The 21,504-nt window shown below is 67.4% G+C and carries 20 protein-coding genes; 13 read left to right on the plus strand and 7 right to left on the minus strand.

Annotated elements, in window-relative coordinates; translation table 11 throughout:
- Window positions 1-60: 60 nt before the first annotated feature.
- The 6 genes from ABZS43_RS18710 to ABZS43_RS18735 form a co-directional block, all read right to left on the minus strand.
- Window positions 61-777 (minus strand): Clp protease N-terminal domain-containing protein, encoded by a 717-nt coding sequence (locus ABZS43_RS18710; RefSeq protein ID WP_355037168.1) that lies wholly within the window; start codon window positions 775-777, stop codon window positions 61-63.
- Between the two features lie 109 nt (window positions 778-886).
- Complete coding sequence (locus ABZS43_RS18715; RefSeq protein ID WP_355037169.1) at window positions 887-2,005, minus strand: FAD-dependent oxidoreductase; 1,119 nt, start codon at window positions 2,003-2,005, stop codon at window positions 887-889.
- 81 nt (window positions 2,006-2,086) lie between these two features.
- Window positions 2,087-3,004, minus strand: a complete 918-nt coding sequence (locus ABZS43_RS18720) for an RNA polymerase sigma-70 factor (RefSeq protein WP_355037170.1) — start codon at window positions 3,002-3,004, stop codon at window positions 2,087-2,089.
- A gap of 116 nt (window positions 3,005-3,120) precedes the next feature.
- Window positions 3,121-4,041 (minus strand): phosphatidylcholine/phosphatidylserine synthase, encoded by a 921-nt coding sequence (locus ABZS43_RS18725; protein ID WP_355037272.1) that lies wholly within the window; start codon window positions 4,039-4,041, stop codon window positions 3,121-3,123.
- Window positions 4,041-4,781, minus strand: coding sequence for a phosphatidylserine decarboxylase (locus tag ABZS43_RS18730; RefSeq protein ID WP_355037171.1), 741 nt, complete (start codon window positions 4,779-4,781; stop codon window positions 4,041-4,043). Before ABZS43_RS18730 ends, ABZS43_RS18725 begins: the two co-directional genes overlap by 1 nt.
- A gap of 104 nt (window positions 4,782-4,885) precedes the next feature.
- The gene (locus ABZS43_RS18735; RefSeq protein WP_355037172.1) at window positions 4,886-5,155 is read right to left on the minus strand and encodes a GlsB/YeaQ/YmgE family stress response membrane protein; all 270 of its coding nucleotides are present in this window, start codon (window positions 5,153-5,155) and stop codon (window positions 4,886-4,888) included.
- A gap of 262 nt (window positions 5,156-5,417) precedes the next feature.
- Here ABZS43_RS18735 and ABZS43_RS18740 point away from each other — a divergent pair, with 262 nt between their 5' ends.
- Window positions 5,418-6,446 (plus strand): beta-ketoacyl-ACP synthase III, encoded by a 1,029-nt coding sequence (locus tag ABZS43_RS18740; RefSeq protein ID WP_355037173.1) that lies wholly within the window; start codon window positions 5,418-5,420, stop codon window positions 6,444-6,446.
- Between the two features lie 59 nt (window positions 6,447-6,505).
- Here ABZS43_RS18740 and ABZS43_RS18745 read toward each other — a convergent pair whose 3' ends face one another.
- The gene (locus ABZS43_RS18745) at window positions 6,506-6,961 is read right to left on the minus strand and encodes an SRPBCC family protein (RefSeq protein WP_355037174.1); all 456 of its coding nucleotides are present in this window, start codon (window positions 6,959-6,961) and stop codon (window positions 6,506-6,508) included.
- Window positions 6,962-7,436: 475 nt separating this feature from the next.
- On the opposite strand from ABZS43_RS18745, the gene ABZS43_RS18750 reads away from it, so the two are divergent.
- From ABZS43_RS18750 to mnhG, 12 genes are all read left to right on the plus strand, one after another.
- Entirely contained in the window at window positions 7,437-9,107 is a 1,671-nt protein-coding gene (locus ABZS43_RS18750) for an FAD-dependent oxidoreductase (RefSeq protein WP_355037175.1), read from the plus strand.
- A 15-nt stretch (window positions 9,108-9,122) separates the two neighbouring features.
- On the plus strand, window positions 9,123-10,601 hold the full coding sequence (locus ABZS43_RS18755; protein WP_355037176.1) for an ATP-binding protein: 1,479 nt from the start codon (window positions 9,123-9,125) through the stop codon (window positions 10,599-10,601).
- 94 nt (window positions 10,602-10,695) lie between these two features.
- Window positions 10,696-11,052, plus strand: coding sequence for a UBP-type zinc finger domain-containing protein (locus ABZS43_RS18760; RefSeq protein ID WP_355037177.1), 357 nt, complete (start codon window positions 10,696-10,698; stop codon window positions 11,050-11,052).
- Window positions 11,053-11,260: 208 nt separating this feature from the next.
- A complete protein-coding gene (locus ABZS43_RS18765) occupies window positions 11,261-11,701 on the plus strand; it encodes a hypothetical protein (protein WP_355037178.1) in 441 nt (146 codons plus the stop codon).
- A gap of 40 nt (window positions 11,702-11,741) precedes the next feature.
- On the plus strand, window positions 11,742-13,964 hold the full coding sequence (locus ABZS43_RS18770; RefSeq protein WP_355037179.1) for an AAA family ATPase: 2,223 nt from the start codon (window positions 11,742-11,744) through the stop codon (window positions 13,962-13,964).
- A 146-nt stretch (window positions 13,965-14,110) separates the two neighbouring features.
- Window positions 14,111-15,409, plus strand: coding sequence for a hypothetical protein (locus ABZS43_RS18775; RefSeq protein WP_355037180.1), 1,299 nt, complete (start codon window positions 14,111-14,113; stop codon window positions 15,407-15,409).
- A 111-nt stretch (window positions 15,410-15,520) separates the two neighbouring features.
- Window positions 15,521-18,370: a Na+/H+ antiporter subunit A gene (locus ABZS43_RS18780; RefSeq protein ID WP_355037181.1), complete on the plus strand. Its 2,850-nt coding sequence runs from the start codon at window positions 15,521-15,523 to the stop codon at window positions 18,368-18,370.
- Window positions 18,367-18,750, plus strand: a complete 384-nt coding sequence (locus ABZS43_RS18785; RefSeq protein WP_355037182.1) for a Na(+)/H(+) antiporter subunit C — start codon at window positions 18,367-18,369, stop codon at window positions 18,748-18,750. The genes ABZS43_RS18780 and ABZS43_RS18785 overlap by 4 nt, the downstream gene beginning before the upstream one ends.
- Window positions 18,747-20,348 (plus strand): Na+/H+ antiporter subunit D, encoded by a 1,602-nt coding sequence (locus ABZS43_RS18790; RefSeq protein WP_355037183.1) that lies wholly within the window; start codon window positions 18,747-18,749, stop codon window positions 20,346-20,348. The genes ABZS43_RS18785 and ABZS43_RS18790 overlap by 4 nt, the downstream gene beginning before the upstream one ends.
- Window positions 20,345-20,893, plus strand: a complete 549-nt coding sequence (locus ABZS43_RS18795) for a Na+/H+ antiporter subunit E (RefSeq protein WP_355037184.1) — start codon at window positions 20,345-20,347, stop codon at window positions 20,891-20,893. Before ABZS43_RS18790 ends, ABZS43_RS18795 begins: the two co-directional genes overlap by 4 nt.
- Window positions 20,890-21,150 (plus strand): monovalent cation/H+ antiporter complex subunit F, encoded by a 261-nt coding sequence (locus tag ABZS43_RS18800; RefSeq protein WP_355037185.1) that lies wholly within the window; start codon window positions 20,890-20,892, stop codon window positions 21,148-21,150. Before ABZS43_RS18795 ends, ABZS43_RS18800 begins: the two co-directional genes overlap by 4 nt.
- On the plus strand, window positions 21,147-21,479 hold the full coding sequence (gene mnhG, locus ABZS43_RS18805; RefSeq protein ID WP_355037186.1) for a monovalent cation/H(+) antiporter subunit G: 333 nt from the start codon (window positions 21,147-21,149) through the stop codon (window positions 21,477-21,479). The genes ABZS43_RS18800 and mnhG overlap by 4 nt, the downstream gene beginning before the upstream one ends.
- Window positions 21,480-21,504: the final 25 nt, after the last annotated feature.

A 21,504-nucleotide genomic window follows, 5' to 3' on the forward strand; every position in this document is an offset into this window, starting at 1 on the left:
TCGGTTTCCAGCGGGGAGATCCGCCTATTCCGCGCCCGGTTCGAGTGCGGAATACCGCCGTCACGGCTGTGGGGCGACGAGCGCCGCGAGCACCTCCACCAGATCGGCCTCGATCCGCTCCTTGTCCAGCCCGAGGTCGGTGAGCAGACCGGACCCGTTCTCCTGTTCCAGCAGGGCGAGCAACACATGTTCGGTGCCGATGTAGTTGTGGCCGAGACGCAGGGCCTCGCGGAAGGTCAGTTCGAGCACCTTCCTGGCGTCGGGGCCGTACGGCACCATCGGGGGCACCTCGCCCTCCGGCGCGGGCAGTACCGCGGTCGCCGCGGCGCGGACGGTGTCGATATCGACTCCGCGGGCGAGAATCGCCTTGACCGCGAGACCGTCCGGCTCGGTCAGCAGGCCGAGTACCAGGTGCGCAGTGTCGATTTGCGGATTGCCCGCTTCCCGTGCCACCTCCTGGGAGGCGACGACGACCTGGCGGGCGCGCGGGGTGAATTTGGCGAAACCGGCATTGGGGTCGATCGCGGCGGCGTCGCCGGGCGATTTCGGGACGAAACGTTTCTGCGCGGCCTGTTTGCTGACGCCCATGCTGACGCCGATGTCGGTCCAGGACGCGCCGGAGCGTCTGGCCTGGTCGACGAAGTGGCCGATCAGATGGTCGGCGAGTTCGCCGAGGTGGTTTCCGGCGACTACGGCGTCGGAGAGTTGGTCGAGAACATTGTCCGGGCGGGCCTTCTTGATGCCGTTGATCAGGTCATCGAGACGAAAGGATGTCATGCGTCAACCATAGGTTGACGCACCGCCATCGTCAACCATTAGTTGACGATGGCGGAGGCGTGCGTCCCGAACCCGCCCCCTCGCCAAACGCATACGGCGTTACCGTGATTCAGGGTTTCGCCATCCAGCCCGCGCTACGGACGATCCGTTCCTTGACCCACGCACCGGTGCGTCCGGTGAGCACCATCCGGGCCGGGGTGTCGTCGGCATTCAGGAATTGGATGAGTCCGGCACGACGTCCCAGGCTCAGGCATTGCAGGACATACCGGAACCGGAACTCGCGCGGCTGTCCGCCCCGGAGGCGGGCCGCGATGGCATCGGCGACGTATTTACCCGTCGGCAGGGCGGTGGCGCAGGCCATCCGCAATTCCCGGTCGCCGGGACCGGCGACGACGGCGCTGTCGCCCGCCGCGTAGATATTCGGATGCGACAGTGAGCGCAGGGTCGCGTCGGTACGCACCCGCCCGCGTCCGTCGACCGCCAGCCCCGCGCGCGCGGCCAGGTCCGGAACGCCGAAACCCGTGGTCCAGATCGTCGTCGCGGCCTCGATTACGGTGCCGTCGACCAGCCTGACCCCGGTCGCCAGCACCTCGGCGACTTTCGCGCCGGAGCTGATCTCGACCCCGAGACGTTCCAGAGTCCGGCGCACATACGCCCGCGCGCGATCCGACATCCACCCGGCGGGTTCCTCGGCACTCAGCAGCAGCACCCGCGAATCCGGTCGCGACTCGGCCAGTTCCGCGGCGAGCTCGATCCCCGTCGCGCCACCACCGACCACCGCGACCGTCCCGGCCCGCACGCGCAGCGCCCCAGCATCCTCCGGCGTCGCCACCGACAGCGCGTATTCGGCCGCGCCGGGCACCCCAGCGGTCTCGCGCCCGCTACCGAGCGCGTAGACCAGGGTCTCGTATTCCAGTGTGTCGTATTCCAGTGTGTCGGTACCCGATTCCGCCGTACGCTCGACCAGCACCAGCCCGGCCGCCGGATCGATATCCCGCACGCGGGCCTGCACGAAGTGAATATTCTTGCGGTTCAGTGCTTCCCGGATATCCCATTGCGGAATGCGCTGTCCGGCGGCCTGTTGATGTAGACGCACCCGCTCAACGAAACTCGCGCGCGTGTCCACCACGGTGATCCGTGCGTCGCCCGCCTGGCTCGCCAGGCGCCGCGCCGCCGACAGTCCCGCGTATCCGGCGCCGAGGACGACGATCCGATGTGCTCCGGTCATGATGTGGCTCCTTCCGATCAGCCGATATCACCTAGACCGGATAGGGCCGCGATCCCTGACAGCCCGCGAGTGTGAGCCGCCTCACAATCCCTTCAGCACGACCGAGTCGTCCACTTCGCCGACTCGCGTCAGGTAGGCCAATTTCTCGGGATTCACGATCAGGCGCAGCGCGGTCACGACCTCGGATTCGGTGTCGAAACCCACCACGAGCAGTGCGTTCCCTTCGGCCCGCACCACCAGCGCCGTCGCGCCGTTGATCTCTTCCAGCGCGATCCGCATCCCCGGCTCCACCCAGCGGAACAGTCCGGCCGTGTAGCGCGCGACATTCTTCGCGCCGACCACCGGCCGCCGCGCGGCGTTGACCACGCCGCCGCCGTCCGCGGTCGCGACCGCGTCGGCGGCCAGCATGTGTTCGAGTTGTTCGAGATCCCCGTCGCGCGCGGCTTTCATGAATCGTTCGATCAGTGCGCCGGACTGAGCGGTGGAGATGTCGAAACGGGTGCGGCCCTCGCGAACCCGTTGAGTCGCGCGCCGGAAGGTCTGCTGGGAATTGGCCTCGGTGAGCGCGAGCATGTCCGCGATCTCGCGGTGTGCGTAACCGAAAGCCTCACGCAGCACGAACACCGCTCGTTCTACGGGGCTCAAACGCTCCAGCACGGTCAGCAATGCCAGCGAAACCTGTTCGCGCTCCTCCACCGTCTCCAACGGACCCAGTTCACCGCGCGCGGTCGGTACCGGTTCGGGCAGCCACGGACCGATATAGGCCTCGCGCCGTGCCCGCGCCGAAACCAGCCAGGTGCGGCATAGATTCACGACAGCGGTGGTGAGCCACGCCTCGGCCGAACGAATGACGGCGCGGTCGGCGCCGTCCCAGCGCAGATAGGTCTCCTGTACCGCGTCCTCGGCCTCGCTCGCCGATCCGAGCAGTCGATAGGCCAGCGCGAACAGCCGAGGGCGATGCACCTGGAATTGGCGCAGTCCTTCGGGTTCCACCGTCATTTCCTCCGCACTCGACCCGCCCTTTGCGACAGTACCTTTCGCGCGCACCGCCCGATACTCGACAGCGTCGCCGTCGGCGTATCGGGCGGTGGGCGAATACTCGCCGGGAACCGGGGTCAGCGTGTGACGTCGTCGGTTGTCGGCTTCTTCGCGCCCGGCCTGCGCAACCGCAGCCTGCTCGAAGCACGGATGGCGGGCCGGCGGATAGCGGGGCGGCGGATGGCGGGAAGCCGCCGTTGCGCCCGCCGTTGCGCCCGCCGCTCGGATGGCTTGTGCTGCCAGGTCTCCGGACGCGCCGCGACCCAGCGCTGCGAATGCCATGCGAACGGGATGTGGCCGAGGTACAGGGCGACCAGAATCAGCAGCAGCACAATCGGGTACGTCACCAGCAAGGCCGCGGCCACGGCCACGAGCACCAGCAGTCCCGCCGCCGCCTGCGGCGCCACCGACACCGATTTCATGGCCAGTGTCGGAACGGTGCTGACGGCCAGCGCCGCGGCGAACACGGTCCAGGCCGAGACCTCGTAGAAGCCGACCCACCAGCCGTCCCCGAACTGCACGACCAACGCGATCGGCACCAGCGCGATCAACGCCGCCGCCGGTGCGGGCACACCGACGAAGTACTCGCGCGACCATTCGGGGCGGGTGTCGTCGTCGAGCAAGGTGTTGAACCTGGCCAGGCGCAGCACGATGCTCACCGCGAACAGCAGCGCGACGATCCAGCCCGCGCTGTTCTCCGCCAGTAGCGCGATGTAGAGGACGAGCGCGGGCGCGACGCCGAAGGAGATGGCGTCGGACAGGGAGTCCAGCTCGGCGCCGATCTTGGTCGTGGCGTCGAGCATGCGGGCGAGCCTGCCGTCGAGGGTGTCGAGCACCGCGGCGGCCCCGACCATCGCCAGTGCGATATCGAGTTTGCCGTCCAGCGCGAATTTCACCGCGGACAGCCCCGCGGCGAGCGCGAGGATCGTCACGATGCTGGGTAGCAGCCGGATACTCCGGCGTCGGCGCTGGGGTGGGGTGGGCAGAGCCGCCTCCATCATGAGTCAGTGGATGATGAACCAACCGTAGGCAATACGGCCAGTACCGTCTCCGCCCCGATGGTGCGCTGGCCCGGCTGGACCAGTAGTTCGGTGCCGATCGGGAAGTAGGTGTCGACCCGCGAGCCGAAACGAATGAGGCCGTAGGTGTCACCGATGGTGAGCACATCGTCGACGTGCGCGTCGCAGACGATGCGACGCGCGAGCAGGCCCGCGATCTGTACGACGACGACAGTCTGGCCCGCCGGGGTTTCGAGCACCATGGAATTGCGCTCGTTCACCGAGCTGGCCTCGGGCAGATCGGCGGATCGGAACTGGCCGGGTTCGTGGATCACGGTGCGCACCGTGCCCGAGACCGGGGTCCGCTGCACGTGCACGTCGAGTACCGAAAGGAAGATGCTGACCCGGGGCAGCGGCTGATCGCCCAATCCCAGTTCGGCGGGCGGCGCCGCGGTGTCCACGAGGGCGATCTCGCCGTCGGCGGGCGCCACGACGACACCTGGCCGGTTCGGCGGCACCCGGTTCGGATGACGGAAGAACGTCGCGCACGCGGCTGCGGCGACAAGCCCCGTTCTGCGGACCCACCTGCGCTTACCGCCGACCACCGCTAGTGCCAGCGGCGCGGCGACGAACGGTAACCCGGCGGGGTGCAGCGGGGGGATCGCGGCCCGAATCAGATCGACCACATGGCCGACTCCGGTGGTTTCGGGCGTGCCGGGCGGGGTGGGGCGGCGTGCCACAGGCTCCTCTTTCGTGCTGGGTGTAGAACGGTTCGCGCCTCTCCACGATAGGTCCGGCGCAAGCGATCACACCTTACGGGAAGGGAGCCCGTGGCATATGCCCGTCAGTGGACCTTGCGTCCGGTGAACAGTTTCACCAGGTACAGCAGGATCACCGCCCCCGCCAGGCAGGTGAAGAAGCTGAAGAACCAGCCCGCGCTGTCCACGTCGACGCCGAACAGCGCCAGCACGAATCCGCCCAGCAAACCACCGATGACACCGACCACGATATTGAGGATGATGCCCTGCTGGGCATCCGTCTTCATGATCTTGCTTGCGATCCACCCCGCAAGTCCGCCGATGATGATCCAGCCGATAATCCCGAGACCGAGCATGGTGACCTCGCATCACTAGTTGGGCACGAACGATCAGCAATTGCCGTGCTATCGAGGGTATACCCGGCCATTGTGAGAATACGCACTTCCGAAACCCGGGTTGAAGGATAATATGAGGGGCCCTCATGTCTACGGTGACGTAGCCAGGGCTCGCAGAGCTCGGCCATGCGGAGCTCAGCGGCGCTGAGCCCGACGGTGAGGACATTTCGGATGCTTCGGAGACAACCCGGCGGCAGCGCCCCAGGTACATAGGAGACGCACCATGGCTGCTCGAATCGCCCAGACCACGGGGGCAGAGCACACCGCGATCCTCGGACTCGGCGTATATCGCCCGGCCCGAGTCGTCACCAACGACGAGGTGGCGAGTCCGATCGATTCCAGCGACGAATGGATCCGGACGAGGTCGGGCATAAAAACGCGCCGATTCGCCGGGGCGGACGAAACGATCCAGAGCATGAGCGTGGCCGCCGCGCGCGGGGCGCTCGAATCCGCCGGGGTCGACGTCGACCAGGTCGACTGCGTCATCGTCGCCACCTCCACCCACCTACTGCTCACCCCTGCCGCCGGGCCGCAGATCGCGACCGAACTCGGTATGAACGGCGCGGCGGCCTTCGACATCTCGGCCGGATGCGCGGGCTTCTGCCACGGTCTCGCACTCGCCTCGGATCTGGTCCGCGCGGGCACCTCGAAGAATGTGCTCGTCATCGGGGTGGAGAAATTGACCGACGCCATCAATCCGGCGGATCGCTCCACCGCGTTCCTTTTCGCCGACGGCGCTGGCGCCGTCATCGTCGGCCCGGCGGACGAACCGGGCATCGGGCCGACGGTATGGGGTTCCGACGGCACCCAGCACCACGCCATCCGGCAGGACAAGGACTGGATGGAATTCGTCCGCGAGGTCGAGCAGAAGGGCGCCGACGCCATCCGCCCCTACCTCACGATGGAGGGCACCGCGGTATTCCGGTGGGCTGCGCATTCCCTCGAGAAGGTGTGCCGCGACGCCATCGACAGGGCCGGGCTTTCCACCGACGACCTCGACGCCATGATCCCGCATCAGGCCAACGGCCGGATCATAGACATCATGGCCAGGGTGCTGAAACTCCCCGAGAGCTGCGCGCTCGCCGACGATATCGAGGAAACCGGCAATACCTCGGCCGCCTCGATTCCGCTGGCCATGGAGGCGCTGTTACGCAAGGGCCGATCCAAGCCCGGCGATACCGCGCTGCTGATCGCGTTCGGGGCCGGGCTGTCCTACGCCGCGCAGGTCGTCAACCTGCCGAATTGGCAGTAGTCCGGATTCGGCGTACGGGCGGGTGACCTTCGCGAGGAAGGTGACCCGCCCGCGTGCTGTCACGCGCCCGATTCGACCGCCGTCTTGATCTTGCCGAGGGTCTCGTTCATCCCCTTGACCAGGTTCGCCTCGAATACCTGCTCACCGCCGAGGACGGCGTCGACCATTTTGCGGACCGGCCAGGACACGCCGTTGACGACATCTCGGCGTTCGATCAACCTGGTGCCGGTCGCGGTCGGTTCCAGCGTGTAACTCCAGATCGTGAAGTTCTCGTTCATCCGGAAGGCGAAGGCCCGACCTGGTTCGTATCGCACGATGCGCGAGGTGGTCGGGTAGAACTTCTTGCCGTCCCGGTTCCAATTGACGGTCCAGGTGCCGGCCTTCGGCGTGCCGAGCGCGACCATGCGCACGGTATGCGGACTGAATTCGGGCATGCGCCTGAGGTCGGACACCACCTTCCACACCTGTTCCGGGGGCGCGGCGATATCGATAGCGGCTTCGAGAGTGTTGGGCAACGGTGCCTCCGGGTCGCGCGCGCGGCATCCGCGCGCCTGTCAACGGCGTGTGGGTTCGCATCCTAGCCGCGCCGGACCGGAGAAACCCAGGTCACATTTCGGGCCGTCGGCGACCTTCCGCTGTAATGCGGCGCGCACAATGGTTGATAAACGAAGCAACAGACACTGCCACCAGCATTTCCGTCCATCGTGAGGTGATCCGGCCGTGAAACTGCGCTCAATACTGCACCGTCGGCACGCGGACCAGATTCCGCTGCTCCCCTCCCTCGATCCCGATACATCCACATCAGGTGGCGGCTCGACGCCCCGCCAGGCCAGGAACCAGGCCCGAGAGGAAGGCCTGGAGCGACTGCTGACACCGAGTGAGCTCGACTTGGTCCAGCGACACCGGCTGTGACGTCCGGGGGACGGGTTCGAGCACGAGGGAGATTCTTCGCCGCCAGCGCGAGGCGGCGCGACGCGGCATAATTCTGTGGTGACCGCACCCGCCGCTGCTACGAAGCCGGCCATCCTCAGTGTCGATGACGATCCTGGCGTCTCGCGTGCCGTCGTGCGTGATCTGCGCCGCCGGTACGGGGCCGACTACCGGATTCTGCGCGCGGAATCCGGACCGGACGCGCTCGACGCGTTGCGCGAGATGAAATTGCGCGGTCACCCCGTGGCGGTGCTGATCGCCGACTACCGGATGCCGGGGATGGACGGCATCGAATTCCTGGAGCAGGCGATGGACCTGCACCCGTTCGCCCGTCGCGTGCTGCTGACGGCCTACGCCGACACCAGCGCCGCCATCGACGCGATCAACGTGGTCGATCTCGACCACTACCTGCTGAAACCGTGGGATCCGCCGGAGGAGAAGCTGTATCCGGTGCTCGACGGTCTGCTGGAAGCCTGGCGATCCAGTGACAACAAGCCGGTGACCGGGACCAAGGTGATCGGCAACCGGTGGTCGCCGCGTTCCTCCCAGGTGCGGGAATTCCTGGCCCGCAATCAGCTGCCCTACCGCTGGTACCCGGCCGACGAGCCGGAGGGTGCGCGACTGCTCGCCGCGGCGAACGCCGACGCCGAACGATGTCCGGTGGTGATCACCTCCTCGGGTACGGCGCTGATCCAGCCCACCGACGGTGAACTGGCCGAAAGCGTTGGACTCAATATCACGCCCACCGGCGATTTCTACGACCTGATCGTGGTCGGCGGCGGCCCCGCCGGACTGGGCGCCGCGGTCTACGGAGCCTCCGAAGGACTGCGCACGGTGCTCGTCGAGCGCACCGCGACAGGAGGGCAGGCCGGACAGAGTTCGCGGATCGAGAATTATCTCGGCTTCCCCGACGGTGTGTCAGGGGCGCAACTCGCCGATCGCGCGCGCAGGCAGGCCGCGAAATTCGGTGCGGAGATCATCACCACGCGGGAGGTGACCGGGCTCGAGGTGAACGGTTCGGCCCGCACCGTGAACTTCTCCGACGGCGGGCGGCTGTGCGGTCACACCGTGATCATCGCGACCGGTGTCGACTATCGCCGCCATCCCGCCCCCGGGGTGGACGATTTCACCGGCCGCGGCGTCTACTACGGATCGGCGATGACCGAAGCCGCCGAATGCGCCGACCACGACGTCTACATCGTCGGCGGCGCGAATTCGGCCGGGCAGGCGGCGGTCTTCCTCTCCCGCAACGCGCGAACCGTGCATCTGGTTGTCCGTTCCGATTCGCTGACCAAATCCATGTCGCACTACCTGATTCAGCAGATCGAGCAGATCCCGAACATCATGGTGCACACCGATACCGAGGTGACCGCCGCCGACGGCGCCGACCACCTCCAGCGGATCGTGCTGCGCAACAGCGCGACGGGCGCGGAGGACAAGGTCGAGGCCGAGCGATTGTTCCTGTTCATCGGGGCCGCACCGCAGACCGATTGGCTCGACGGCGTGGTGATCCGCGACGACGCCGGTTACGTCCTGGCCGGACCGGATCTGCTCGTCGACGGCGCACGTCCGGCGGGCTGGGAATTGCCGAGGCCACCACACCACTTGGAAACGAGTGTGCCCGGCGTATTCGTCGCGGGCGACGTGCACGCCGACTCCGCCAAGCGGGTGGCCTCCGCGGTCGGCGAGGGAGCGATGGCCGTCATGCTCGTGCACAGGTATCTGGCGTAATCGGAGGCGAGGACCATGGGCGAGGAAACCATCACGCGCACCCCGGTATGCGATCCGGGGGAACTGCGCACGCTGTTCCTGTTCGAACATCTGACCGACGAACAGCTGAACTGGCTGTGCGCCGACGGCAGAATCGAATACCTGGAGCCCGGCCTCGTCTGCCGCGAGGGTGACCCGGCCACCTGCTTCTACGTGCTGTTGGACGGTGAGCTGCGCCTGACCAAACTTTCCGGCGGTGTCGAAATCGAGTTGAACCGCACCGACTACCGGGGTGTCTACGCGGGCGCGTGGACGGCCTACCTCGGCGACAAGGTCGACCAGACCTATTCCGGATCGGTGTACGCGACCCGCCGGTCCCGATTCTTCGTCCTGGACGCGAGCACTTTCTCGCTGATGATGCACTCGTGGTTCCCGATGGCGGTGCACCTGCTGGAGGGCGCGTTCAACGGCAACCGCGCGAGCAATCAACGCCTGGCCGAACGAGAGCGACTGCTCGCACTCGGTTCGCTGTCGGCGGGCCTGACTCACGAACTGAACAATCCGGCCGCCGCGGCGGTGCGCGCCACCTCCGGCCTCCGTGAACGCATCGCGGGCATGCGCCACAAACTGGCCATGATGGCCGACGGCAAATTCCAGCCCGAAGTGCTCGTGACCTTGGTCCGACTGCAGGAGGAAGCGGCGGCGCAGGTGGCCAAGGCCCCCGAGCTGACGCCGATGGAGGCTGCCGATCGCGAAGATCTGCTCGGCGAATGGCTCCAAGACCACGACATCATCGACGGCTGGAATCTCGCGCCGAATTTCGTGCAGGCCGGATTCGACGTGGATTGGCTCGAACGCGTGCGCGGCACCCTGGAGGCCTGCCCGAACAAGGTTTTCGAGGGCGCGATCCGCTGGCTCAACTACACCATCGAGACCGAACTGCTGATGAACGAGATCGGCGATTCCACCGCGCGGATCTCCACCCTCGTCAACGCGGCCAAACAGTACTCACAAATGGACCGCGCCCCCTTCCAGGTGGTCGACCTGCACGAACTGCTCGACAGCACACTCGTGATGATGAGCCGCAAACTCGGCGACGGAATCCGGGTCGTCAAGGAATACGACCGCACCCTGCCCCCCATCCCGTGCTACGCGGCCGAACTCAACCAGGTATGGACCAACCTGATCGATAACGCCTGCTACGCGATGGAGGGCCGAGGCACCCTCACCGTGCGGACATACCGGGAAACCGAATGCGCGGTCATCGAGATCGGCGACACCGGCCCCGGAATTCCCGAAGACATCCGCAGACGCGTCTTCGAACCGTTCTTCACCACCAAACCGGTCGGCGACGGCACCGGCCTCGGCCTCGACATCTCGTTCCGCATCGTGGTGAACAAGCACGACGGAGATATCCGAGTCGAATCCGAGCCGGGAAATACGAGATTCATCGTCCGCCTCCCCTTACACCGCACCACCCCGGCCGATGATGAACCGGTAGAACCCCAGCCGTGACGAGAAGCGCCGAGTCCGCATATCCGCCCCGGCGCGGAGCGAGTCCTACGAGCGACCCGTTCGCGGCCGCGCGGCCGAAATGACAGGAGCCCCGATGAGCACCGATGCGATCGAAGGTATCGATCCCACTGTTCCACCGAGTGGTCCCGGCTGTGTGGAATGCGAGACGACGCAGGGTTGGTGGGTGCATCTGCGCCGGTGCGCGCAATGCGGCCATATCGGCTGCTGCGATACGTCACCGTCGCAGCACGCGTCCAAACATGCCGCCGCCACCGGCCATCCGTTCATCCAGAGCTTCGAGCCCGGCGAGGATTGGTTCTGGAATTTCGGTGCGAACGAGATGTACAGCGGTGGTCCCGACTTGGCTCCGCCGCACAGTCATCCGGCCGATCAGGGCGTGCCGGGTCCGCGGGGTCGTGTCCCCTCGGATTGGCGCCAGCACATCCATTGATGCGGTGACCTGGGCGATTCATCTGCTCAGCGATCGATTGGGTGTTCGCAAGCGGTATTCGCGACAGTGGTGTGGGCGCGCCGATCGTGGCGTCGCGACCACCCGATCGTCTGGAGAACCTCCCATGCCGAGTCCTGGAACGCACCCGGTACGCTGCACCGAACGCGCCGGAGGCCCCGGCGCCTCGAGCCACCCGGGAATGCAGAAGATGAAGAGAATTTCCGTCATCGTCGTGGCCGCCGGAGCGGTGGCTCTGATGCTGACAGGCTGCGGCGGGTCGAAGGAGACCTCCGACGCGAGCGGTCTGCGCAAGGGCACTACCGATACCAGCGCGACGAGTTCGGCGCGTCCGACGTCGACCGCCATCGCGCCCACCTCGGCCAGTGGTTCGCCGTCCACGACGCCGTCCGCCTCCACGCCCGCCGATGCCCCTGCGGGCAGAGCGTCGGATACGACGTGCGCGCAGTTCAAGGGTCTCGACAGCACCGGCGAGAAGGCGTTGATCGAGGAGATTCTGGCGGAGAATCCGGACAGCCCGTTCGCGGGTAGTCCGAATGTCGCGCTCGGTACCGCCAAGCTGGTCTGCTTGTCATCGAGCAACGCGAATAAGCCGGTGGCCGTAGCGGCGGGAATCGTCGTCAAGCACTGACCGTCGCCATTCCGCGCCCGCGCGGGGGCAGAATGGCACGGTGGCAGAACTGGCGCTCACCGCTCGCTTGCATTCCTCCGCCGCCGACGCGCGGCGCGGGGTGATTCGGCTGCATCCGGAGGCGCTGACCGCGCTCGGCCTACGCGAGTGGGACGGTGTCACGCTGATCGGCGCGCGGCGCACCGCGGCGGTGGCGGGGGCGGCCCCCGCCGGTACCCCGGCCGGGGTGGCGTTACTCGATGACGTCACATTGTCGAACGCGGGCCTACGGGAGGACGCCACGGTGGTGGTGTCCGCGGCGACCGTCTTCGGCGCCAGGCAGATCTCGGTGAGCGGATCGGTGCACGCCACCAGCAGCATTCCCGCCGCGACCTTGCGGCAGGCGCTGCTCGGCAAAATCGTCACGGTCGGCGACACGGTATCGCTGCTCCCTCGCGAACTCGGACCCGATATTCCGTCTTCGGTAGCCAGCCAGGCGCTTTCGCGCACTTTCGGCATCGCGTGGACCACCGAACTGCTCACCGTCACCGCCACCGATCCCGGCGGGGGCCCGGTCAGCGTGCAGCCGAATACCGCGGTGGCGTGGGGTCAGGGTGTGGCGGCGACCGATCACGCGGCGGCCCGAGTCTCCGATCCGGCGGCATTGGCTTCTCTCGCCGTCGCGGAGGTGTCCGTCGACACTCGGGTCGTGGCCGGTGAGGCCACGGTCGTCGCGGTGGAGGATCTGGCAGGCGCGCACAACCAGGCCGCGAAACTCGCCGAATGGCTCAGTCTCGCGCTGGACGAACCCGAACTGCTCAAAGTCCTCGGCGCCACACCGAATCTCGGTGTGCTCATCACCGGTCCGGCTGGTGTCGGCAAGGCGACGCTGGCCCGGTCGGTGGTCGCGCCGCGGCGCCTCATCGAGGTGGACGGGCCGACCGTCGGCGCGGCCGAGGTCGGCGCCCGGCTGCGCGCGGTGGCGACAGCGGTGGCCGATATCGCGTCCGGCCGAGGCGGAATCCTGCTGGTCACCGATATCGACGCATTACTGCCCGCCGACGCCGAACCGGTCGCGACCCTGATCCTGGATCAGTTGCGCGCCGCGGTGGCCGCACCGAGCGTCGCGTTCCTGGCGACGACCTCGCAGCCGAGCGCGCTCGATCCGAGGTTGCGCGCGCCGGATCTGTGCGATCGCGAACTGACGCTGGCGTTGCCCACCGCCCTCGTGCGCAAGGCGCTGCTGGAACAGTTGCTGCGCAAGGTGCCGACCGCCGCGCTGGAATTGGACAAGATCGCCGCGCGCACACCGGGATTCGTGGTGTCGGATCTGGCGGCGCTGTGCCGGGAGGCCGCACTGCTTGCCGCCTCGCGCGCGAGCAGGGAGCAGTCGGAGCCGCAGCTGACCCAGGATGACCTGACCGGCGCGCTCGAGGTGATTCGACCGCTGTCACGTTCGGGCACAGAGGAACTCGCGATCGGAAGTCTGGCACTCGATGATGTCGGCGATATGGTCGAGACCAAACAGGCGCTCACCGAAGCCGTACTCTGGCCGCTGCGACATCCGGATTCCTTTGCCCGGCTCGGTATCGACCCGCCGCGCGGAGTGCTGCTCTACGGGCCGCCCGGCTGCGGGAAGACCTTCCTGGTACGCGCGCTGGCGAGCACCGGCCAACTGAGCGTGCACGCGGTGAAGGGCGCCGAACTCATGGACAAATGGGTGGGTTCCTCGGAGCGCGCGGTACGCGAATTATTCCAGCGGGCACGCGATTCCGCGCCCGCGCTGATCTTCCTCGACGAGGTGGACGCGCTGGCCCCTCGACGCGGGCAGAGCGGTGACTCCGGTGTCGGCGACCGGGTGGTGGCGGCGCTGCTCACCGAGATGGACGGGGTCGAGCCGCTGCGCGATGTGGTGGTGCTCGGCGCGACGAATCGCCCGGAACTGATCGATCCGGCGTTACTGCGTCCCGGCCGGTTGGAGCGGTTGGTCTTCGTGCCGCCGCCGGACGCGGACGCGCGGCGCGAAATCCTGCGCACCGCGGGTCGTTCGGTGCCGCTCGCCGACGATATCGACCTGGCGGCGCTGGCCACCGATCTGGACGGCTACTCCGCCGCCGACTGCGCGGCCGTGCTCCGGGAGGCGGCACTGGCGGCGATGCGAAGGGATGTGGATACCGCCGACGTGACCGCGGCCGACGTCGCCGCCGCCCGCGCGGTAGTTCGTCCCTCCCTCGATCCGGAGCAGACCGAATCGTTGCGCCGATATGCCGAGAATCGCGGGTAGTGCACGACTCGCCCAACCCCGCGAGTGATATGCGGTGGCTAATAGCCCGTAATTCACCGCTTTCAGGTATTTCCCGCCGCGCGACATGTACCGGCCATATTCCGGCAATCACCGACTCGGAGGCGCGGTCCGGGTAAATTCGGCACGTGCGAGCGATCGGGGAGGTATTCGACGCGATCACGGCCTGCTGCGGGGCCGCGGTCGGGGGCGTCGCGATATTGCTGCCCATCACGTACGCCTGGGCCGGGGAGGGCACCCCGTACGCCCTCGCCAACCTCTACACCAGCGTGCCGCGTGGCGCGGCGATCGGTGTCGTCGTCGCGGCGGCGGTCGCCGTGCTGGTGACGACGTTCACCCGTCCGGTGACCGCGTGGATGGTAGCGCTCGCCGGTTCGTGTGGACTGTTCGTCAATCATCTCGCCGGGCATAATGCCTCGTCGGCCGATCTGCTCGCCACGCAGGATTATGTCGAATCACTATGCGGCGGAATACTCCTCGGCGCGCTCGGCGCGGCCGTGCTGCGCGCGCCGCTTCCCGCATTCGGATTCGCACTCGGCGCCATCGGTTTCTTCGTCTACGGCGACCTCGCCGAATTCCTGGATATCAAGGCTCGCGATCCCTACGCCGTGCTGGACACACCGCCGACCTGGCTCATCGGCTCGACGATCCTGCTCATTGTCCTGAGCGCCATCCGCAATGGTGTGCGGCGCGGGCGATTCCGCGATCCGCGACAGGCGGCGGAACTGCCCATCACCCCGGTCCTCGCCGCCCTCGTCATCGCGCTGCCCGTCCTCATGGGCACCGAATGGCTGGCGCGACAGTACGACCGTTCGGGCGGCCACACGATCGATATCACGCTCGCCGTGATCGCCACCGTGACCGCGGCGACCGTGGCGGCCATGCTGCTGCCGCGCCGCGACGGTGTGGCGATCCTGCTCGCCGCCAGCCTCGTCCCCACCTCCGACGCATTGGGCGCGACGCCCCGGCCCACATGGAGTCTGGCCGCCGTGCTCGTGGCGACCGGAATCGGCATCGTCGCGGGGTTCAGGGCGCCCGTGCCAGGCTTCGGATTGTTCATGATCGGGGTGCTGTCGGTGTTCGCGATCGTGGTCGCGCCCTACGACAACACGGTGATGTACGCGATCGGCAGTATCGCGCTGGCCTTCATCGCGGGTTATTGCTGCGGCTGCGCCCAGCCCCGCTACGCGCCGAGCGGCGTGCTGGCGCTGGCGGCGCTGTTCCTCCCCTCGATCGTCACCGCGCTGCCGGTAGAAGGCGATCTTCCGGTCCGGGACGCGATGGCGGGCGTCGGCACCCCCGGCAAAACCGCGTTGGTGATCACGATCGGCTGCGCGATCGGGCTGACGGGGCTGTACCGACTTCGGCCGCCGAGCCAGCCGCGACCACTCGCGCCCGCCCCGACCGGTGCGGTAGCGGATATATAGCCGAGAGGCCGGACAATGGCCTGCGCCATAGTCTGCGAGCCCGCGAAAAATCCGGTTTCCACGTAGGGTTTACTGGCAGTACCCCGCCGCTACTACCCGACGGAGTGCAGTTTGCTCGTAATCCTGCTCGTACACGCGATCGCCGCGTTGGCGGCACCGCTGTGCGTGCGGGCTTGGGGGCGCAATGCCTTCTATCCGCTCGCGCTGGTTCCGCTGGGCGGATTGAGCTGGGTCGTCGCGAATTGGGGTAGTACGCAGCAGGTTCGAATCACTTGGGCGCCTACGATCGAGATGAATATCGATCTGCGCTTCGATTCGCTCGCCGCCATCATGGCCGCCCTCGTCCTCGGTATCGGCGCGCTGATCCTCTGTTACTGCGCCCGATATTTCGAGGACGACGAGCCGCGCCTCGGCGTTTTCGCCGCCGAACTCGTCGGTTTCGCCTTCGCCATGTTCGGCCTGGTGACCAGCGACAATATGTTGCTGCTCTACATCTTCTGGGAAACCACGACCGTTCTGTCGTTCCTGCTGGTCGGCCATTACGCCGAACGGGCGTCGAGCCGAAGGGCCGCACTGCAGGCGCTGTTCGTCACCGCGGCGGGCGGACTGTCCATGCTGGTCGGAATTATCATCCTCGGGCAGGCGAGTGGCAGCTATCTGCTGTCGGATCTGCTGGCGCGCGAACAACCGCCCGGCGGTGTCGCGGTGAGTTTCGCCGTGGCGCTCATCCTGATCGGCGCGCTCAGCAAATCCGCGATCGTTCCGCTGCATTTCTGGTTGCCCGGCGCGATGGCCGCCCCGACACCGGTGAGCGCCTACCTGCATGCCGCGGCGATGGTGAAGGCGGGCGTCTACCTGGTGGCGCGGCTCGCGCCGGTTTTCGCGAACAGCCCGCCATGGCATCCGCTGGTGCTGACGCTGGGTCTGGCGTCGATGCTGCTGGCGGGATGGCGCGCGCTACAGGTCACGGACCTGAAATTGGTGCTTGCCTTCGGCACGGTGAGCCAGCTGGGTTTCCTGATCGTGCTGGTCGGTATCGGCACACCCGACGCGGCGCTGGCCGGTGTGACGATGATCGTGGCGCACGCGCTGTTCAAGGCGAGCCTGTTCATGGTTGTCGGCGTCATCGACCACGGGGCGGGCACCCGTGACCTGCGCCTGCTGTCCGGTCTCGGCCGTCGCGAACCGGCGCTGCTCGCGGTGGCGACGCTATCGGCGCTCAGCATGGCCGGTATCCCGCCGCTGGTCGGCTTCGTCGGCAAGGAGAGCGCCCTCGGGGCGGCCCTCGACGCGGATGTGCTGGCCTGGCCCGCGCGAATCGCACTCGTCATCGGGGTGAGCGTCGGTTCGGCGCTGACCCTCGGCTACAGCGCGCGATTCATCTGGGGCGCGTTCGCGGACAAACCCGGGCACACCCGACAACTCAGCGCCTCCGTGATCGGCTGGCATCGACCCGCCGCGCTATTCCTCGCCCCGCCCGCGATCCTCGCGGTGGCCGGGCTGATCGCCGGTCCCGCCGCCGCGTGGCTGGACGGCCTGCTGAGTCCCTACGCCGAAACGCTGCCGGGCGGCACGCCGACCTCGCATCTGGCGCTGTGGCACGGATTCACCGCGCCGCTGGCGCTGACGGTACTGATCATCGCCGCGGGCACGGTGCTGTTCCTGCTGCGCGGACGGATCGTCGAGACCACACATCACGTTCTCGGCAACGCCGACCGCGTCTACGACGCGACACTGCGCGCCATGGACCGGCTTTCGCTGCGGATGACCGGCTCGGTGCAGCGTGGTTCGCTGCCGATGAGTCAGGCCACCATCCTCGGCACGCTGATCATCCTGCCGACGGTCGCGCTTGCGCTCGGCACCCGCACCGGTGTGCGGCTTCGGCTGTGGGATTCGCCGCTGCAAACGGCCATCGGCGCGATCATGGCGGCGATGGCGCTGTGCGCGACGGTGCTGCGCAACCGGCTGGCCAGCGTGCTGGTCGTCGGCGTCACCGGATACGGCTGCGGCGTGATCTTCGCCCTGCACGGCGCCCCCGATCTCGCGCTCACCCAATTCCTGGTCGAGACGCTCACACTGGTGGTCTTCGTACTGGTACTGCGCGCGTTCCCCGCCGAGATCGACGCCACCCGCGCCACCGCGTCGAAGGTGCGCAGGGCGCTGCTCGCCGCCGTCGTCGGCGCGACCGTCGCGGTACTCGCCGCTTTCGCCACCGCGGCCCGTTCCGCCGAACCGATCTGGCATCGCATTCCGGGGGCCGCCTACGACATCGGCGGCGGCAAGAACGCCGTCAACGTGCTGCTCGTCGATATCCGCGCCTGGGATACCCTCGGTGAGATCTCGGTGCTGATCGTCGCCGCGACCGGGGTCGCCTCCCTGGTGTTCCGCACCCGCAGATTCGGCACCGCGCCGCGTGCGGTGGACTCACCCCGCTACGACCCGGATCTGGTGAGTTGGCTGCCCGCGTCCAGGCTGATGGCGCGCGAGGACCGTTCGATGGTCCTGCAGATCACCACGCGACTGATCTTCCCCACCATCATGGTGCTCTCGATCTACTTCTTCTTCTCCGGGCACAACGCTCCCGGCGGCGGTTTCGCGGGTGGGCTCACCGCCGGTCTCGCGCTGACCCTGCGCTATCTCGCGGGCGGACGTTACGAACTCGGCGAGGCGCTTCCCGTCGACGCCGGGCAGATCCTCGGCGCCGGACTGACCCTGGCGGCGGGCACCGCGACGACCTCGCTGCTACTCGGCGCACCCGCCCTTTCCTCGGCGATCGTCGAGGTCACGCTGCCGCTGGTCGGACACGTCAAACTGGTCACCGCTCTGTTCTTCGACCTCGGCGTGTACCTGATCGTGGTCGGCCTCGTGCTCGACGTCCTGCGCAGTCTCGGCGCGCGCCTGGACAGCGAACTGGGCGACACCACCGAATCCGCCTCGGCGGGAGGGGGTTCCCGGTCGTGACCTCGAATCTGACGCTACTGATCCTGATCGGCGTCCTCGTCGCGTGCGGGGTGTATCTGATCCTGGAACGCACCGTATCGAAGATGCTGCTCGGGATGATCCTGTTCGGCAACGCGGTGAATCTGCTGATCCTCACCGTCGGCGGAGCCGCGGGCAGCTCGCCGATTCTCGGCACCGCCGAGGACGACCAGCGGGCGATGGCCGATCCGCTCGCCCAGGCGATGGTGCTCACCGCCATCGTCATCACCATGGGCCTGGCGGCTTTCGTCCTCGCCCTCGCCTACCGGTCCTACATCCTCACCACCACCGAGGCTCTGGAGAACGATCCCGACGATGTCGAGGTAGCGACACGACGTGAGCGAGAGGATCCGGAAGCGTGAGCCTCTCCTCGGGCGCGCTGCCTGCGATCGCGACGTTGCCGGTGCTGGTACCGCTGCTCGCCGCCGCCGTGACCCTGGTCTTCGGCAGGAAACCGCGCGTGCAGGCCACGGTGGTGCTGCTCGCGCTCGGCTCCGTCGTCGTCATCAGCGCGATGCTGCTCTACCTCGCCGATCGCGACGGCACCACCGCGGTGCAGATCGGCGGATGGGAAACGCCGATCGGCATCACGCTGGTGGTGGACCGGCTCTCGGCGGGCATGCTGCTGGTGTCTTCGATCGTGCTGCTCGCGGTGTCGCTCTACGGTTCCGGCCAGAACATCCGCGACGGTGACGACAGGCAGCCGACCTCCATCTATCGGCCCACCTATCTCGTCTTGACGGCGGGTGTTTCGGCGGCGTTCCTCGCCGGTGATCTGTTCAACCTGTTCGTCGGCTTCGAAATGTTGCTGGCCGCGTCCTTCGTGCTGCTCACCGTCGGCGCGACGGCGCAGCGGATCAGGGCGGGCGTGGCCTACGTGATGGTGTCGATGCTGTCGTCGCTGATCTTCCTCATCGGGATCGGTCTCGCGTACGCGACCAGCGGCACCCTCAATCTGGCGCAGCTGGCGGTCCGGATGGAGGCGGTGCCGCAGGGGGTGCGCACCGCCGTCTTCGCGGTGCTGCTGGTGGCATTCGGCATCAAGGCCGCGGTCTTCCCGCTGTCGAACTGGCTGCCCGACTCCTACCCCACCGCACCCGCCCCGGTCACCGCGGTGTTCGCCGGCCTGCTCACCAAGGTCGGCGTGTACGCGATCATCCGGACCCATTCGCTGCTGTTCCCCGACGGCAGTTTCGACAATGTCCTGCTGGTCTGCGGACTGCTCACCATGTTGATCGGCATCTTCGGCGCGATCGCGCAGAGCGATATCCGCAGGCTGCTGTCGTTCACCCTGGTCAGCCATATCGGCTACATGATCTTCGGGGTCGGGCTCGGCAGCGCCGCCGGGCTGGCCGGCGCGATCTACTATGTGGCGCACCACATTCTGGTGCAGACCACCCTGTTCCTCGTGGTCGGCCTCATCGAGCGCCAGGCCGGATCGACCTCGCTGCGCCGCCTCGGCGGACTGGCCGCCGCGAGCCCGATCCTGGGGGTGCTGTTCCTCATCCCCGCACTGAATCTCGGTGGCATACCGCCGTTCTCGGGTTTCATCGGCAAGGTCGCGTTACTGCGGGCAGGCGCGGCCGACGGCAGCGTACTGGCGTGGACGCTGGTGGCGGGCGCCGTCGTCACCAGCCTGCTCACCCTGTACGTGGCGGCGCGGGTGTGGGCCAAGGTGTTCTGGCGACCGCGCGCCGAAGCCCCCGAAGGACATCTCGCCGCCGCGAATCCACCCACCCTGATAGAGGATTACGAAGACGTCCGCTACGACGAGCGCACCGATCCCGGCCGCATCCCGCCGCTGATGCTCGCCGCGACAGCGGCATTGGCGACGGTGGGGCTCGCCCTGACGGTGCTGGCCGGTCCTGTCCTCGGCATCGCCGACCGCGCCGCCGCCGACCTGTCCGACCCGGCCGTCTATATCGGCGCGGTACTCGGCGATCCGGGAGCGTCGCGATGAGCCTTTCCCGTCTCCTCAACCGCGACAACGTCATCAAGGTGGGGCTGCTGCTATGGCTGACACTGGTCTACATGGCGCTGTGGGGCGATATCAGTGTCGGCAATCTGCTCGCCGGACTCGTCGTCGCGACGGTGGTCATGGTCGCGCTGCCGCTGCCGACGCTGCCCGGCAGCGGACGCTTCAATCCGCTGCCCCTGCTCCAATTGGTCGTGGTGAGTGCGTATTACGCGCTCGAATCCAGTTTCCAGGTGGCCTGGCTCGCCGTGCGCCCCGCACCGACACCGGTCTCGGGCGTGCTCAGGGTGAATTTGAGCACCCGCTCCGATCTGGTGCTGGTGCTGTGCACCGACCTGTTGAATCTCATTCCCGGCACCATGGTGCTAGAGATCGACCGGCAACGCTGTGTCGTCTACGTACATGTCCTGGATGTGAGCAGCGACGCCGCCGTGGACAAGTTCTATCGGACCACCCGCAGGCTCGAACGACTGCTGATCGACGGCTTCGAACGGCCCGTCCGCACATCCCCGACGGAGGTAAGTAGATGACCGTCGCCGCCGTCATCGCGGCCGTATTCCTGTCCGCGGCGGCCTTGCTCACCAGCTATCGAATCCTGGCGGGCCCCGATACGCTCGACCGGGTCGTCGGTATCGACTCGCTGGTCGCGATCGCCGCCTCCGGCCTCGCGGTGTGGGCGGCCTACAGCCGTGACACCACCGTCATCCCCGCCATCGTCGCACTTGCCCTCGTCGGATTCCTCGGCTCCGCCGCCGTCTCCCGCTTCCGCGTCAGGGACGACCGGTGACGGCGCTGGAGTGGATATCGGCCGGACTCATCGTCCTCGGCGCGCTGTTCGCGTTCACCGCCTCGCTCGGCATCCTGCGTTTTCCCGACACCCTCACCCGCATGCACGCCGCCACCAAACCCCAGGTGGTCGGGCTCATCCTCATTCTTTTCGGCGCCGGAATCGAACTGCGCGCCGACGCCAACGTCTGGATGCTCGGTCTGGTAGCCCTGTTCACCATCCTGACCGCTCCCGTGATCGCCCATCTCCTCGGCCGCACCGCATACCGCGAACAACGCCATCGCGACGGCATGCTGCGCGTCAACGAACTGGGCGACGAGATCGATTGATGCTCATCGATGACATCACCGGCAA

Origin of the sequence: Nocardia sp. NPDC005366, from assembly GCF_040606855.1 — a bacterium.
GTDB lineage: Bacteria > Actinomycetota > Actinomycetes > Mycobacteriales > Mycobacteriaceae > Nocardia.